The sequence below is a fragment of the Burkholderia gladioli genome (assembly GCF_000959725.1).
GTDB lineage: Bacteria > Pseudomonadota > Gammaproteobacteria > Burkholderiales > Burkholderiaceae > Burkholderia > Burkholderia gladioli.
Window position 1 is genome coordinate 775,202 of sequence record NZ_CP009323.1, and the last position, 14,577, is coordinate 789,778.

Consider the following 14,577-nt stretch of genomic DNA (forward strand, 5'->3'; position numbering starts at 1 on the left):
AAGGGATGACGATACACCAGACGCGCGACGCGCAAGCAGCGCCATCGCAAACGCGAAACCTTGCGGATGCAAACCGCGATCCCGCTCGCGCTCGCGCGCAGCCTGCCGCTCACGCGGCGGCCCCGACGTCGCCTCAGCTCGCCAGCTTGCGGAAGGTCTCGAGCACCGCCTCGCCGCGGAACGGCTTGACGATCCAGCCGCGCACGCCGGCGGCCTTGCCGCGTTCCTTCATGGCCGGGCTGCTCTCGGTGGTCAGCATCACCACGTTGACGGCTGCGTTGCCGAGCTCGCCGCGGATCTTCTCGACCATCGTCAGGCCGTCCATGTTCGGCATGTTGACGTCGCTGACCACCAGCTTGATGCCCGGGCTGCCTTTCAGTTTCGTCAGGCCGTCCTTGCCGTCGACGGCCGTCTCGACCTCCAGCCCGTTCTTGCGCAGGAAGCCCGCGACTTCGTCGCGCACCGTGCTCGAATCGTCCACCACCAGAATCTTTGCCATGTCTGTTTTCCGTTTGTCACTCAAAACCAGTCGAGCTCGCCCGCCTCGACCATCTCGCCCACCGCCTGCGCGCTGTCGTCGAACGATTCCGGCGACCATTGCAGGCTGAACACGAAGCGCTGATGGAGGGTCACGGTGCGGCCCGACGCATCGTCGGTCACCCGATACTTGAAGCAGAGCTGCGGGTTCTCGGACCCGAAGGAGATGTACTTCTGCTTGTGATTGACGAGCAGCGGCACCTGCACCGTGCTGCTCGCCGGCATGCCGTTGCTGCTGCCGAGGAAGCGGTCCTTGAAGGCGCCCCAGACCAGGTTGGTCAACTCGCCGAGCACGCCGTTGAGGTCGCGGAAATCGGGCGCGCGCTCGTCCGGGTGCATCGCCGCGACGAAGTCCAGCATCGGCTGCTCGTCGGCCTGCAGCATCATGTAGCCGCGGCACCAGGCGCTCTCCAGCGCGATCAGGCTGAACACCTCGCCGTAGATGATCTGGTCGCGCACGATGCAGGGCGTCTCGCATTCGATGCTCATGCCGCGGAACATGGTGCCCAGGCGCGCCTCGGTGATCTCCTCGATGCCGCGCACCAGCGCGTTCGGATAGGCCAGGCTGAACAGGTACTCATCCACCGCGCGGCGCAGCGGCTCGAGGTCGGGCAGCGCGTAGCTGGCGCAGGCCACGCGACGCAGCGCGTCCGGCAGGCTGGCCTCGTCGCTGCCATCGGCGCGGCGCACGATGATCGGCAGCTCGGGGCGCAGCGCGTCGATCTGCGCGGCCACCGCGGCGGCCTCGTCGGCCGAGCCGCCGTAGTCGGCCGCCAGCAGCACCGCGCCGAGGTCGATGTTCGAGCGCAGCACCTTCAGCAGGCGGTTGCGGCGCGCCTTGAGCCCGACCAGGTGGTGCTCGTCGCAGAACTGCCGGATCGCATCGAGATGCGTGTCGCTGTCGTCGAGCACCAGCACCTTGCTGACGGGCGTATCGTGGGTCGTCATGGATTCTCCTGCCGCGAGTTCGTTCGCGGTGGTTCGTCGTTCAAAACAGTTCGAGCTCGCCCGCGCCCGCGTCGACATCGAGCATGTCGGCGACGAAATCGATCGGCGCGTTGGCGCACACGCACAGCGTCGCGCCGAGCTTCACGCCCTCGCCGAGGCTCAGGTCGTAGGCGGCCAGGTGATCGGGTTTCAGTTCGGCCAGGTGCGCGGCGCTCGCGCCGTTCAGCCGGTAGGGTGTGGACATGCCGAGATCGGGAAAATGCTCGACCAGCGCCTGGTTGATCGCGCCGCAGCAGAGGTTGGCCACCTCCAGGATCGCCTCGCGCAGGCTGCGCTGGGCGGCGGCGCCGACGTAGTGGGCGCGCGTCGCGTCGTCGTCGCGGTAGTGCAGCAACAGCAGCAGCCGGAAGCTCAGCGAGGAGATCGTCAGCACCACCGCCTCCACCCCGCGCCCGGCATCGGGCGCCTCGCGCGGCACGATCTGGCAGGCGCCCTCGCCGGCCAGCCGCGCGCGCGCCGCGCCGAAGAAGATCCGCTCGAAGCTCTCGATCGCGTTCGATCCGATCACGCGGCGCTCCGTTCGAGCTGGCCGCGCAACTGGGTAGCCAGCGCATCAACATTGCCGAGCGAGGCGGTGATCATCTTGCCGCCGGCCTGGATGTCCTGGAAGGTCGCGGTGGTCACCAGGTCGTTGCGGTTCAGGCTGTCCTGGTAGCTCTTCGAAAGCTCCTGCGAGCGCGAGGCCAGCGAGCGCACCTCGCTGGCGACGATCGAGAAGCCGCGCCCGGCGGTGCCCGCGCGTGCCGCCTCGATCGAGGCGTTCAACGAGACGATCAGCACGTGCGCGACGATCGAGGACAGCTCGCGGTTCTTCGCGTGCATGTCCTGGTTCTGCGTCATCAACGAGATCATCTGCTCGTGCCAGCGCTCGAAGGTGCCGGCCAGCCCGCGCAGGCGCGCCGCCTCGGCGGCGATCCGCGCGGCCAGGGCGGCGGCGGCATCGCGCTCCTGCACGGCCGCGGCCAGCGCCGCGCGCACCTCGGCGATCTGCGCGCAGGCGTGCTCGATGGTCTCGGCGAGCGACTGCTCGCGCGCCGCCGCGGCGTCCTCGGCCTCCTGGCCGCGCCGCGTCCAATCGGCTTCCAGCGCGGCGAGATGCGCCCGCGCAGCCTCACGCTCGGCCAGGCCGCGCCGCAGCTCGTCGCGCGCGCCGGCCAGGCGCAGGCGCAGCACCACGGCCGCCGCGATCGCCGCCACCGCGACGATCGCGAACACGGCCGCCAGAACTTCTGCTTGCATCATCAACACCCCGTCACGCCCGATCGATTGCCCGGTCCGCGTCGCGCACCGGCGCTTCGCCGCCCTCGACCACGATGCCGACGCTGTCGACCGCGAAGCGGTCCGGCAGGCTGACGATGGTCTGGAAGCGGCGATAGGCGGCGCCCTGGCGATCGTCGGTGAAGCGCAGCGCGATGCTGCCGCCGGCGCGCACCACGAAGCTGCGCACCGCGTCCATGCCCACGCCGCGGCCCGACACGTCGGTGACGGTGCTGGCGGTCGAGAAGCCGGGGCGGAAGATCAGCGCGGCCACCGCCTCGTCGTTGCCGGCCACGGCCGGATCGTCGAGCCAGCCGCGCTCGGCGGCGATGCCGCGGATGCGCTCCAGCGCCAGGCCGCGGCCGTCGTCGCTGACGGTGATCTGCAGCATGCCAGCGTCGACGCCGACCTCGATGTCGATGGTGCCCGCCTCGGCCTTGCCGATCTCGCGACGCGCCTCGACCGGCTCGATGCCGTGGTCCAGCGCATTGCGCAGCAGGTGCATGAAGACGTCCTTCAACACGCCCGCCGCCTCGCTGCGCACGCGGTAGCCGTTGTCGTCGATGCGCACCAGCGGTTCGGCACGACCCAGGTCGCGCGCCAGCGCCGGCAGCGAATCGGTCACGCCGGCGATCATCTCGCCCAGCGTCTCGGTGCCCAGCAGGCGCAGCGTGTCGCGTACCGAATCGCGCATGCTCAGCCAGTCGTGCGGATCCGAAGGATCGGCCGCCTCGAGCAGGCGCAGGCTCTCGTGGATGCGGCGGCGCTCCACCACCAGGTAGCGATCCGGCTCGACCGCGGCGCCCGGGCCACCCGGGCCGCGGCGGCCGAGGCTCACGCTGTTGATGGTCGCGTAGTGGTCGAGCGCCTCGCGCACGCGCGCCAGGTCGGTCATCAGCTCGTGCTGGTCCCAGGCGCGCGCGGCCTCGGCGCTGCGCAGCTCGTCATAGACCTGCTCGGCCTCGTGCACGATGTTGGTCAGGTGCTGCAGGCTGTAGGTCCGCGCATTGCCCTTGATGGTGTGCATGTTGCGGAACAGCTCGGCCAGCGCGGAGCTGTCGGCGCGCTCGTGCTGGCGGATGATGCGCTCGTTCTCGTGCAGGAAGCCGGTGGCGCTCTCGACGAAATCGTGGAACTTGTCCTGGCTGACCGCCAGGATCTCGCCGATCATCTCCAGGCGGCGGCGCTGCTCGTTGGCCTGCGCCGACAGCGCGCGCAGCTCGGTGACGTCGCGCACGCAGAGCATCAGGCGCACGATGGTGCCGGTCTCGTCGGTGATCGCCGACCAGGACAGGTCCAGGCGCTTCTCGCTGCCGTTCGGCATGCGCTTGCCGATCTCGTTGACCAGCAGGTGCTGGTTGAACTCGAAGTTGATGCCGTCCTCGCCGAGACAGGAGTCGATCGCCGCGTCGATCTGCGCGCGGCCGTCCGAGCCGATGTCGGAATCGGCGAACACCAGCTCCATCACCGGGCGGCCGGCGATATCGCCGGTCTCGAAGATGCGCTCGAGGAAGGCCGAGTACTCGCGATGCACGGTGCCGCCGGGCACGATGGTCAGGATGCCCTGCTGCATGTTCTGCAGCATCGCCTGGATGTCGGCGGTGCGCTGCTTGAGCTGGGCGGCGTTGCGCTGGATCGTCTCGATCATGCCGTTGAAGGCGACGATCGAGCGGCCGATCTCGTCCATCCGGCCCACCGGCACGCGGCGCGTGAAGTCCTGGCTCGCGGCGATCTCGCTCATCATCTCCTGCATGCGGCCGAGCGGGCGCACGATCTGGCGATAGAGCATCAGGCCGACGGCGATCAGCACGATGATCACCACGCCGGCCACCGCCGAAATCGTCATGGTGGTGGTGGCGAGCATGCCGTTGAGCGTCGAGATCGCCTCGTCCTTCTGGCGGTTCTTCTCGATGCGCAGCGTCTCGATGATGCCCTCCAGCTCGTCGCGATACTGGGCGACGTTGGCGAACAGGTTGGCCTGGGCCAGCTCGGCCTTGCCGTCGGCCTTCATCCTGGCGGTGTCGTGGATCGCGTCGAAGTAGTTCTTGAGGCTCTCGCGGGCCTGGTCGACCAGCCCGGCCTGGGCGTGGCTGGCCGCCGAGCGGCCCTGCGCGTCGAGCGCGGTGTTCAGCGACGCTTCCTTGGCGTCGAGTTCGGCGCGCGCCTGCGAGGCCATGGCGGCATCGGGCGCGTAGATGAGCGTCATCGTCGCGATCTGGACGTCCTTGACGTCGGCGACGAGATCAGACGATGCGAGCGCGCTGGGCACCACGCCCTGCGTCACCTGACGAACGCTCGCCGCGCTGCGTTGCGCCTGATAAACGGCGTAGCCGCCGATCGCCGCCAGCGCGACGAACATCAGCGCGACAAGCAACGTAATGCGATGTCGGATGGTCATGTGAATCCCCGTAGCAGCCATGTGTTTTGTGTCGGCCCGCCCGTCCGTTCGAACTATCGGACGAATCGGCGGGCGGGCGCATTATGGCGACCGCGATATGACCGAACGATGACCTTCCGAAATTCGGTATCGAAATGGACAATTTCCACGTGATATCCCGGAGGAAGCCTAAAGATCGTCGAAGCGATGCCGTTAATCTCCGGCCGGATCGCGTTTTCGGGCTGCTTTCCGGGATCGTCCGCAGCCTGCTCGGGCTCAGCTCCCGCGGGTCCATTTCTCCTCTCGTTTCACCCTTCCTCTCCCCCGTTCGCCCGCGCTTCCGGCCTCGGTTTTTCGTGCCGGCCATCCCGTCGTCGCCCTGAACCCCGAAAATTTCACGATGCGGAACGTTGCCGCGTGTCGTAAAAAATCGTGGTGCGGGGCACAAATCGACGTTTTCGCAATGCCGCACAACGTTGCGCATCGCGAAATATATTTTTCAAGTCATTGTTTTTGTTGGTTTATTTTTGTTTGGAACGAGACCTCTACGGGCTCGATCCGGATTCGGCGCGCACGTAGACTGGTTTCCATGGATCGACGGTTTCGCAGGCAGGCAGACAGCGCCACCCACGATGACCGTCACACATCGGATTCTTTTTGACTAGCAGGCGGAGGATGAAATGAAAGGATTTCGCTACGGATCGGACCAGGGATCGTTCTATATCCTGCCGGGCAACGACGGCTGGGAAGCCACTTTCGGCAACGACTCGCTCGGTGAATTCCAGAGCCCCGAGCACGCGGTCGATTACCTGGCGCGCGGCGTGAACTGCCCGACGCTCGAGGAAGTCGATACGTCCACGCTCGATATCCCGGGCCAGCTCGACGACTGGGAAATCGTCCACGTGTAAACGGCAGCGGGAGGCCCGCGCATCGCTGCGCGGGCCTCCCGCTTCGCCCGGTCGACAGCCGGCATCCCGGCTATCGACACAGGCCGCAGCGCGCAAGGTGAACCCCACCTCGCGCGCCGTGTTTCGTCCGGCGCCGGTTATCGCGCTCGCATGCGATCGATCGGCGCCGGGCACTCGCCCGGCTTACTTGCCCAGCGCGTCGACCACGCCGTTGAGCGTCGCGCTCGGGCGCATCGCCTTGCTGGTCAGCTCGACGTTCGGACGGTAGTAGCCGCCGATGTCGACCGGCTTGCCCTGCGCCGCGCCGAGTTCCTCGACGATGCGCGCCTCGTTCTCCGTCAGCGTCTTGGCGACGCCGGCGAATTGCGCGGCCAGTTCCGCGTCATCGGTCTGCGCGGCCAGCGCCTGGGCCCAGAACAGGCACAGGTAGAAGTGGCTGCCGCGGTTGTCGATGCCGCCCACCTTGCGTGCCGGCGAACGGTTCTCGTCGAGGAACTTGCCGGTGGCCTGGTCGAGCGTCTTGGCCAGCACCAGCGCCTTCGGGTTGTGGTACTGGTTGCCCAGGTGCTCCAGCGAGGCGGCCAGCGCGAGGAATTCGCCGAGCGAATCCCAGCGCAGGAAGCCTTCCTCGTTGAACTGCTGGACGTGCTTGGGCGCCGAACCGCCCGCGCCCGTCTCGAACATGCCGCCACCGGCCATCAACGGCACGATCGACAGCATCTTGGCGCTGGTGCCCAGCTCCATGATCGGGAACAGGTCGGTCAGGTAGTCGCGCAGCACGTTGCCGGTCACCGAGATGGTGTCCTTGCCGGCGCGGATGCGATCCAGCGAGAAACGGGTCGCCTCGACCGGCGGCAGCACGCGGATATCGAGACCGCTGGTGTCGTGATCCTTCAGGTACTGCTCGACCTTCTTGATGATCTGCGCGTCGTGGGCGCGGTTCGCGTCGAGCCAGAACACGGCCGGCGTGTTCGAGGCGCGCGCGCGATTCACGGCCAGCTTGACCCAGTCCTGCACCGGAGCGTCCTTGGTCTGGCACATGCGCCAGATGTCGCCCGTCTGCACCGTGTGCTCGAGCAGCACGTTGCCGGCTTCGTCGGTGACGCGCACCACGCCGTCGGCCGGGATCTGGAAGGTCTTGTCGTGCGAGCCGTATTCCTCGGCCGCCTGCGCCATCAGGCCGACGTTGGGCACGCTGCCCATCGTCACCGGATCGAACGCGCCGTGCTGCTTGCAGTCGTCGATCACGGCCTGGTACACGCCCGCGTAGCAGCGGTCCGGAATCACGGCCTTGGCGTCGTGCAGCTTGCCGTCGGCGCCCCACATGCCGCCCGAGTCGCGGATCATGGCGGGCATCGAGGCGTCGACGATCACGTCGCTCGGCACGTGCAGGTTGGTGATGCCCTTGTCCGAGTTGACCATCGCCAGGTGCGGGCGCTTCTCGTACTGGGCCTTGATGTCGGCTTCGATCGCTGCGCGCGTCTCGGCCGGCAGGTCCTTCAGGCGCGCGTAAAGATCGCCGATGCCGTTGTTCGGGTTGAAGCCGATCTTGGCGAGCGTGTCGGCATGCTTGGCCAGCACGTCTTCATAGAACACCGACACCACCTGGCCGAACAGGATCGGATCGGACACCTTCATCATGGTGGCCTTCAGGTGCACCGAGAACAGCACGTCCTTGGCCTTCGCGTCGGCGACCTGCGCTTCCAGGAAGCTGCGCAGCGCGGCGCGGCTCATCAGCGAGGCGTCGATGATCTCGCCGGCCTTCACGGCGGTCTTTTCCTTCAGCACCTTCTTGGTGCCGTCGGCCGTGGTCAGCTCGATCTTGACGTTGCCGGCCGTGCCGATCAGCGCCGACTTCTCGCTGCCGTAGAAATCGCCCTCGCTCATGCTCGAGACGTGCGACTTCGAATCGGCGGTCCAGGCGCCCATCTTGTGCGGGTGCTTGCGGGCGTAGCTCTTGACCGACAGCGGCGCGCGGCGGTCCGAGTTGCCCTCGCGCAGCACCGGGTTCACGGCGCTGCCCTTGATCTTGTCGTAGCGTGCCTTGACGTCCTTCTCGGCGTCGTTGCCCGCTTCGTCGGGATAGTTCGGCAGCTTGTAGCCCTGCGCCTGCAACTCGGCGATGGCGGCCTTGAGCTGCGGCACCGAGGCGCTGATGTTCGGCAGCTTGATGATGTTCGCTTCCGGGCGCAGCGTGAGCTGGCCGAGTTCGGCCAGGTCGTCGCTGATCTTCTGCTCGGGCGTCAGCGCCTCGGGGAAGGCGGCGATGATACGGCCGGCCAGCGAGATGTCACGCGTTTCGACGTCGACGCCCGACGAATGCGTGAAGGCTTTGACGATCGGCAGCAGCGAATAGGTCGCGAGTGCCGGAGCTTCGTCGGTGAGGGTGTAGATGATCTTGGACGTGGACATGTTTGATGCTTGGAACCGAGAAATTGACAGAAGATCGCTGAGAGCGAACCAACCGGGCCGCGATCTAACCAACCGCGAATGCGAGGCCGACGAACCGCTTTCTTGCCCCGGCGACATCGGCCGCGCGCCGGGGTGGCCGGATCGCTCCGGCGATACCGCTGGGCTTGCTTACATGTTTTCGATCAGCACGTTGCCGAAGCCCGAGCACGAGACCTGCGTCGCGCCCTCCATCAGCCGCGCGAAATCATAGGTGACGCGCTTCTGCTGGATCGACTTCTCCATCGCGGCGATGATCAGGTCGGCCGCCTCGGTCCAGCCGAGGTGGCGCAGCATCATCTCGGCAGACAGGATTTCCGAGCCCGGGTTCACGTAATCCTTGCCCGCGTACTTCGGCGCCGTGCCGTGGGTGGCCTCGAACATCGCCACCGAATCCGACAGGTTCGCGCCCGGCGCGATGCCGATCCCGCCGACCTGCGCGGCAAGCGCATCGGAAATATAGTCGCCGTTCAGGTTCAGCGTGGCGATCACGTCGTATTCGGCCGGGCGCAGCAGGATCTGCTGCAGGAAGGCGTCGGCGATCGAATCCTTGATGGTGATCTCGGCGCCCGTCCTGGGGTTCTTCACGCGCACCCAGGGGCCGCCGTCGATCAGCTCGCCGCCGAATTCCTTCAGGGCCAGGGCGTAACCGTAGTCGCGGAACGCGCCTTCGGTGTACTTCATGATGTTGCCCTTGTGCACCAGGGTGACCGACTTGCGGTCGTGGTCGATCGCGTACTGGATCGCCTTGCGCACCAGGCGCTCGGTGCCCTCGCGCGAGACCGGCTTGATGCCCAGCCCGGAGCTGTCGGGGAAGCGGATCTTGGCGCCCATCTCCTCGCGCAGGAAGCGGATCACCTTCTTGGCCTGCTCCGAATCGGCCGGCCATTCGATGCCGGCGTAGATGTCTTCCGAGTTCTCGCGGAAGATCACCATGTCGGTCTTCTCCGGGGCGCGCACCGGCGAGGGCACGCCCTTGAAGTAGCGCACCGGGCGCAGGCAGACGTAGAGATCGAGTTCCTGGCGCAGCGTGACGTTCAGCGAACGGATGCCGCCGCCGACCGGCGTGGTGAGCGGGCCCTTGATCGAGACCAGGTAGTCGCGCACCACCTCGACCGTCTCCTCGGGCAGCCAGACGTCGGGACCATAGACGCGCGTGGCCTTCTCGCCCGCGTAGATCTCCATCCAGTGGATCTTGCGCTGGCCGCCGTAGGCCTTCTCAACCGCGGCGTTGACCACCTTCAGCATCACCGGCGTGACGTCGACGCCGCAGCCGTCGCCCTCGATGTAAGGGATGATCGGCTGATCCGACACGTTGAGCGTCAAATCCGGATTGACGGTGATCTTGTCACCCCCGTCCGGAACCACGATGTGCTGATACGGCATGGTCGACTCCAGTGAATGGCTGGGCTGATTGAAAAGCGTGTAGTTGCCTGGCTGATGCACAGAAAACCTTGGCCGCTATTCTAGCGCCCCGACCGGGCAAGGCGGCGCGAGCAACGCGCGCGGCTGCCGACGACCATCAAGTCTTATATAAGACAAAAGACTTGGCGTTCCGTATTATGCATTAAGATTCCGCCATTTGCCACACGACGCGGCCCGCCCCGCGCCCGCTCCCTCGATGCCCCTGATCGCCCTCAACAAGCCGTTCGGCACCATCTGCCAGTTCTCGGCGCACGAAACCCGCCCCTCGCTGGGCGACTGGGTGCGCACGCCCGGCGTCTATCCGGCCGGGCGGCTCGACGCCGACAGCGAAGGCCTGCTGCTGCTCACCGACGACGGCGCGCTGCAGGCGCGCATCGCCGAACCGCGTCACAAGCTGGTCAAGCGCTATTGGGCGCAGGTGGAAGGCACGCCCGACGACGCCGCGCTCAAGGCGCTGGCGCGCGGCGTCGATCTCGGCGATTACGTGACGCGCCCCTGCCGCGCCGATTACGTCGAACCGCCCGAGACGCTGTGGCCGCGCAATCCGCCGGTGCGTTTTCGCGCCGCGATCCCCACCACCTGGATCGAGCTGTCGATCACCGAAGGCAAGAACCGCCAGGTGCGCCGCATGACGGCCGCGGTCGGCTACCCGACCTTGCGCCTGGTGCGCGTGGGCATCGGCGCGCTCGACCTGTTCGCGCTGGGCCTTGCACCGGGTGACACGCTCGCGCTGCCGCCGCGCGCGCCCTGGGACGGTTTTGCGCCCCACGCATGAAAGTTTCATGACGTGCGTCAACCGATCCTCTCGACCGCCCGTTATCAGACGCAGATGCCGACCGAAGCTATCCGGCATTGGCGCCAAGCCGCGGTAAGCCTGGTCCTTCCAGACCGAAGCCGCCCGCAGCCGTGTCCGCAGCGCCAGGAAAAATTTCCTGTCGCGTCTGTCAACCGAAAGGTGGATGGCCTCGTTAGACGAATTGACTCCTATGCCGGGTCATTTGGTTAATTAACTAAAGCTGAGGAAACACAAGATGAACAAACTGATCGCCGCTCTGGTCGCTGGCCTGTTCGCAACGGCTGCATTCGCACAAGCTTCGGCTCCGGCCGCTGCTCCGGAAGCCGCTTCGGCACCGGCCAAGAAGGCAACGCACAAGAAGCACGCAACGAAGAAGCACGCTTCGAAGAAGAAGGCAGCTGCAAGCGACGCAGCAGCACCGGCAGCTGCTTCGAACTAAGTAAGCAGGCTGTAAGCAGCATCGGGGCCGGCAACCCGGCTCCCATGCCGTTGAAAGGCAGATCACCGCGAGGCGATCTGCCTTTTTGTTTTGGCCACGCCCCAGGCGCGCCCGGCCGCGAAGCTTTCAGCGCGCTTCGAGGCGCGCATCCCCGCTGCACCGGCGCGCGCGCATCGCGTACCATGCAGCCCTCGATTACCCGTTCAGGAGTTCCGTCGTGCGATTCTCCCCGCGCTCTTCGCTGTCCCGCCTCGTGCGCCTTGCCGTGGTTCCCGTCGCGCTCGCGTTCGCCGCCGGCGGCATCGCGCCCGCCCTCGCGCAATCGAACGGCATTCCGCCGGGCGCGAAGCAGCCGAGCGAGTTCCCGCGCGTCAAGCTGCGCGCCGGCATGTACGTGATCGACGCGGCCGTGGCCGCCAACGAGGCCGATCGCGAACAGGGGCTGATGTATCGCAGCCAGCTCGCGCCGAACGAGGGAATGCTGTTCGTCTTCAACGAGAACGCGGTCCATTGTTTCTGGATGAAGAACACGCTGATCCCGCTGTCGATCGCCTTCATCCGCGCCGACGGCACCATCACCGACATCGACGAGATGCAGGCCGAGACCACCGACAACCATTGCCCGCGCAACAACGGCGTCTATGCGCTGGAAATGAGCAAGGGCTGGTTCACGGCCAAGGGCATCAAGCCGGGCATGAAGCTCGACGGCCTGCCGCAGCCGCAACAGCAGCAGTGAGCGCGGCCGGCACGACCTTCTCGCAGCCCTTGTCGTCACTGTATACATCAGCAGCCCGTCGGCGCGATCGCGCGCGGCGGGCCTGAAAATCGCGCGTGGCCCACGCCGGACCGGGGCTCTGCCCCGGCCCGAAACGTCGTCCCGCGCCGCCGTGCCCGCCCTGAATCGCCCAGAATCGTCTCGAATTCCCCGCTGAATGTCCCTCCGGCATCGCCCGCCGCGGCACGCCCGATGCGGCTTTCCGGCCGGCCGCCGCCCTCGCCCGCCAGGTTTCGCGCCCCCGCTTGAATCCCGGCCCGCGATCCCCACCTGCAAAAGCCACGAGCACAGGCTATGCTTGAAATCTCGAAAAAGTAGTCCCGGACCGGTCAATCTCGGCCGATCCGTACGTCCAGGAACCACCAGGAGGTTCACGTGCCCCGCAAAACCCCCATCGAGCGCTATCGGAATATCGGGATCAGCGCCCACATCGACGCCGGCAAAACCACGACGACCGAGCGCATCCTGTTCTACACCGGCGTGAGCCACAAGATCGGCGAAGTGCATGACGGTGCGGCCACGATGGACTGGATGGAGCAGGAGCAGGAGCGCGGCATCACGATCACGTCGGCCGCGACCACCGCGTTCTGGAAAGGCATGGCCGGCAACTATCCCGAGCACCGGATCAACATCATCGACACCCCCGGGCACGTCGATTTCACGATCGAGGTCGAGCGCTCGATGCGCGTGCTCGACGGCGCCTGCATGGTCTATGACTCGGTGGGCGGCGTGCAGCCGCAATCGGAAACCGTCTGGCGCCAGGCCAACAAGTACAAGGTGCCGCGCATCGCCTTCGTCAACAAGATGGATCGCGTCGGCGCGGATTTCTTCCGCGTGCAGAAGCAGATCGGCGATCGCCTGAAGGGCGTGGCGGTGCCGATCCAGATTCCGATCGGCGCCGAGGATCATTTCCAGGGCGTGGTCGACCTGGTCAAGATGAAGGCGATCCTGTGGGACGACGAGAGCCAGGGCGTGAAGTTCAGCTACGAGGAGATCCCCGCGAACCTCGTCGAGCTGGCCCATGAATGGCGCGAGAAGATGGTCGAGGCGGCCGCCGAGTCGAGCGAGGAACTGCTCGACAAGTACCTGACCGACCACGATTCGCTGACCGAGGACGAAATCAAGGCGGCGCTGCGCCAGCGCACCATCGCCAACGAGATCGTGCCGATGCTGTGCGGCAGCGCGTTCAAGAACAAGGGCGTGCAGGCCATGCTCGACGCCGTGATCGACTACCTGCCCTCGCCGGTCGACGTGCCCGCCATCCTCGGCCACGACTTCGCCGATCCGGAAAAGCAGGCCGAGCGTCATCCGAGCGACGACGAGCCGTTCTCGGCGCTGGCCTTCAAGATCATGACCGACCCCTTCGTCGGCCAGCTGATCTTCTTCCGCGTCTATTCGGGCGTGGTGGAATCGGGCGACACCCTGCTCAACGCGACCAAGGACAAGAAGGAGCGCCTGGGCCGGATCCTGCAGATGCACGCCAACGAGCGCAAGGAAATCAAGGAAGTGCGCGCGGGCGACATCGCCGCCGCGGTCGGCCTGAAGGACGCGACCACCGGCGACACGCTGTGCGCGGTGAACGCGCCGATCATCCTGGAGCGCATGGAATTCCCCGAGCCGGTGATCTCGCAGGCGGTGGAGCCGAAGACCAAGGCCGACCAGGAGAAGATGGGCCTGGCGCTGAACCGCCTGGCGCAGGAGGATCCCTCGTTCCGCGTGCAGACCGACGAGGAATCGGGCCAGACGATCATCTCCGGGATGGGCGAACTGCACCTGGAAATCCTGGTGGACCGGATGCGCCGCGAGTTCGGCGTCGAGGCCACGGTCGGCAAGCCGCAGGTGGCCTATCGCGAGACGGTGCGCACCGAGGCGAAGGACGTCGAGGGCAAGTTCGTCAAGCAGTCGGGCGGCCGCGGCCAGTACGGGCATGCCGTGATCACGCTGGAGCCGAACCCGGGCAAGGGCTACGAGTTCCTCGACGAGATCAAGGGCGGCGTGATTCCGCGCGAGTACATCCCGGCCGTCGACAAGGGCATCACCGACACGCTGAAGGCCGGCGTGCTGGCGGGCTACCCGGTGGTCGACGTGAAGGTGCACCTGACCTTCGGCTCGTACCACGATGTCGACTCGAACGAAAACGCCTTCCGCATGGCCGGCTCGATGGCCTTCAAGGAAGCGATGCGCCGCGCCAAGCCGGTGCTGCTCGAGCCGATGATGGCGGTGGAAGTGGAAACGCCCGAGGACTTCATGGGCAATGTGATGGGCGACCTGTCGAGCCGTCGCGGCATCGTGCAGGGCATGGACGACATCGCCGGCGGCGGCGGCAAGATCGTGCGCGCCGAGGTGCCGCTCTCGGAGATGTTCGGCTACTCGACCTCGCTGCGCTCGGCCACCCAGGGCCGCGCCACCTACACGATGGAGTTCAAGCACTACGCGGAAACGCCGAACAACGTCTCGGAAGCCGTGATCAAGTCGAAGGCGGGTTGAGGTCGGCCCGCTGATCGACACGGGGCGCCGCTCGCGGGCGGCGCCCTGAATTCCGAAGCCCGTCCCTGGTGGACGGGCTTTTTATTGGGCGTGCCGCGGCGGCAAGGCGGTCGATGCCGC

The 14,577-nt window shown here is 66.6% G+C and carries 12 protein-coding genes; 5 read left to right on the plus strand and 7 right to left on the minus strand.

Annotated features, from left to right (window positions below; all coding sequences use genetic code 11):
- Positions 1-133: 133 nt before the first annotated feature.
- Genes BM43_RS20370 through BM43_RS20390 form a run of 5 tightly spaced genes read right to left on the minus strand, consistent with a single transcriptional unit; the run spans position 134 to position 5,200 of the window.
- Positions 134-499 carry a response regulator gene (locus BM43_RS20370; protein ID WP_013699147.1) on the minus strand — a complete coding sequence of 122 codons (366 nt, stop codon included), beginning with the start codon at positions 497-499 and terminating at the stop codon, positions 134-136.
- A gap of 20 nt (positions 500-519) precedes the next feature.
- A complete protein-coding gene (locus BM43_RS20375) occupies positions 520-1,485 on the minus strand; it encodes a chemotaxis protein CheX (protein WP_025098178.1) in 966 nt (321 codons plus the stop codon).
- A gap of 40 nt (positions 1,486-1,525) precedes the next feature.
- Complete coding sequence (locus BM43_RS20380) at positions 1,526-2,053, minus strand: hypothetical protein (RefSeq protein ID WP_036049474.1); 528 nt, start codon at positions 2,051-2,053, stop codon at positions 1,526-1,528.
- Entirely contained in the window at positions 2,050-2,784 is a 735-nt protein-coding gene (locus BM43_RS20385) for a methyl-accepting chemotaxis protein (RefSeq protein WP_036053020.1), read from the minus strand. Before BM43_RS20385 ends, BM43_RS20380 begins: the two co-directional genes overlap by 4 nt.
- 13 nt (positions 2,785-2,797) lie before the next feature.
- The gene (locus tag BM43_RS20390) at positions 2,798-5,200 is read right to left on the minus strand and encodes an ATP-binding protein (protein ID WP_013699151.1); all 2,403 of its coding nucleotides are present in this window, start codon (positions 5,198-5,200) and stop codon (positions 2,798-2,800) included.
- Between the two features lie 659 nt (positions 5,201-5,859).
- Here BM43_RS20390 and BM43_RS20395 point away from each other — a divergent pair.
- Complete coding sequence (locus BM43_RS20395; RefSeq protein WP_013699152.1) at positions 5,860-6,087, plus strand: hypothetical protein; 228 nt, start codon at positions 5,860-5,862, stop codon at positions 6,085-6,087.
- Positions 6,088-6,270: 183 nt separating this feature from the next.
- On the opposite strand, the gene BM43_RS20400 is transcribed toward BM43_RS20395, so the two are convergent.
- Together BM43_RS20400 and icd are read right to left on the minus strand one after the other, a co-directional pair.
- Positions 6,271-8,499, minus strand: coding sequence for an NADP-dependent isocitrate dehydrogenase (locus BM43_RS20400; protein ID WP_036049473.1), 2,229 nt, complete (start codon positions 8,497-8,499; stop codon positions 6,271-6,273).
- Positions 8,500-8,667: 168 nt separating this feature from the next.
- Entirely contained in the window at positions 8,668-9,921 is a 1,254-nt protein-coding gene (gene icd, locus BM43_RS20405) for an NADP-dependent isocitrate dehydrogenase (RefSeq protein WP_017920497.1), read from the minus strand.
- A 235-nt stretch (positions 9,922-10,156) separates the two neighbouring features.
- On the opposite strand from icd, the gene BM43_RS20410 reads away from it, so the two are divergent.
- From BM43_RS20410 to fusA, 4 genes are all read left to right on the plus strand, one after another.
- The gene (locus BM43_RS20410; RefSeq protein ID WP_013699155.1) at positions 10,157-10,735 is read left to right on the plus strand and encodes a pseudouridine synthase; all 579 of its coding nucleotides are present in this window, start codon (positions 10,157-10,159) and stop codon (positions 10,733-10,735) included.
- A gap of 256 nt (positions 10,736-10,991) precedes the next feature.
- Positions 10,992-11,195, plus strand: coding sequence for a hypothetical protein (locus tag BM43_RS39245; protein WP_013699156.1), 204 nt, complete (start codon positions 10,992-10,994; stop codon positions 11,193-11,195).
- A 217-nt stretch (positions 11,196-11,412) separates the two neighbouring features.
- Entirely contained in the window at positions 11,413-11,931 is a 519-nt protein-coding gene (locus BM43_RS20415) for a DUF192 domain-containing protein (RefSeq protein WP_036049471.1), read from the plus strand.
- Positions 11,932-12,345: 414 nt separating this feature from the next.
- Entirely contained in the window at positions 12,346-14,457 is a 2,112-nt protein-coding gene (fusA, locus tag BM43_RS20420; RefSeq protein ID WP_013699158.1) for an elongation factor G, read from the plus strand.
- Positions 14,458-14,577 lie beyond the last annotated feature (120 nt).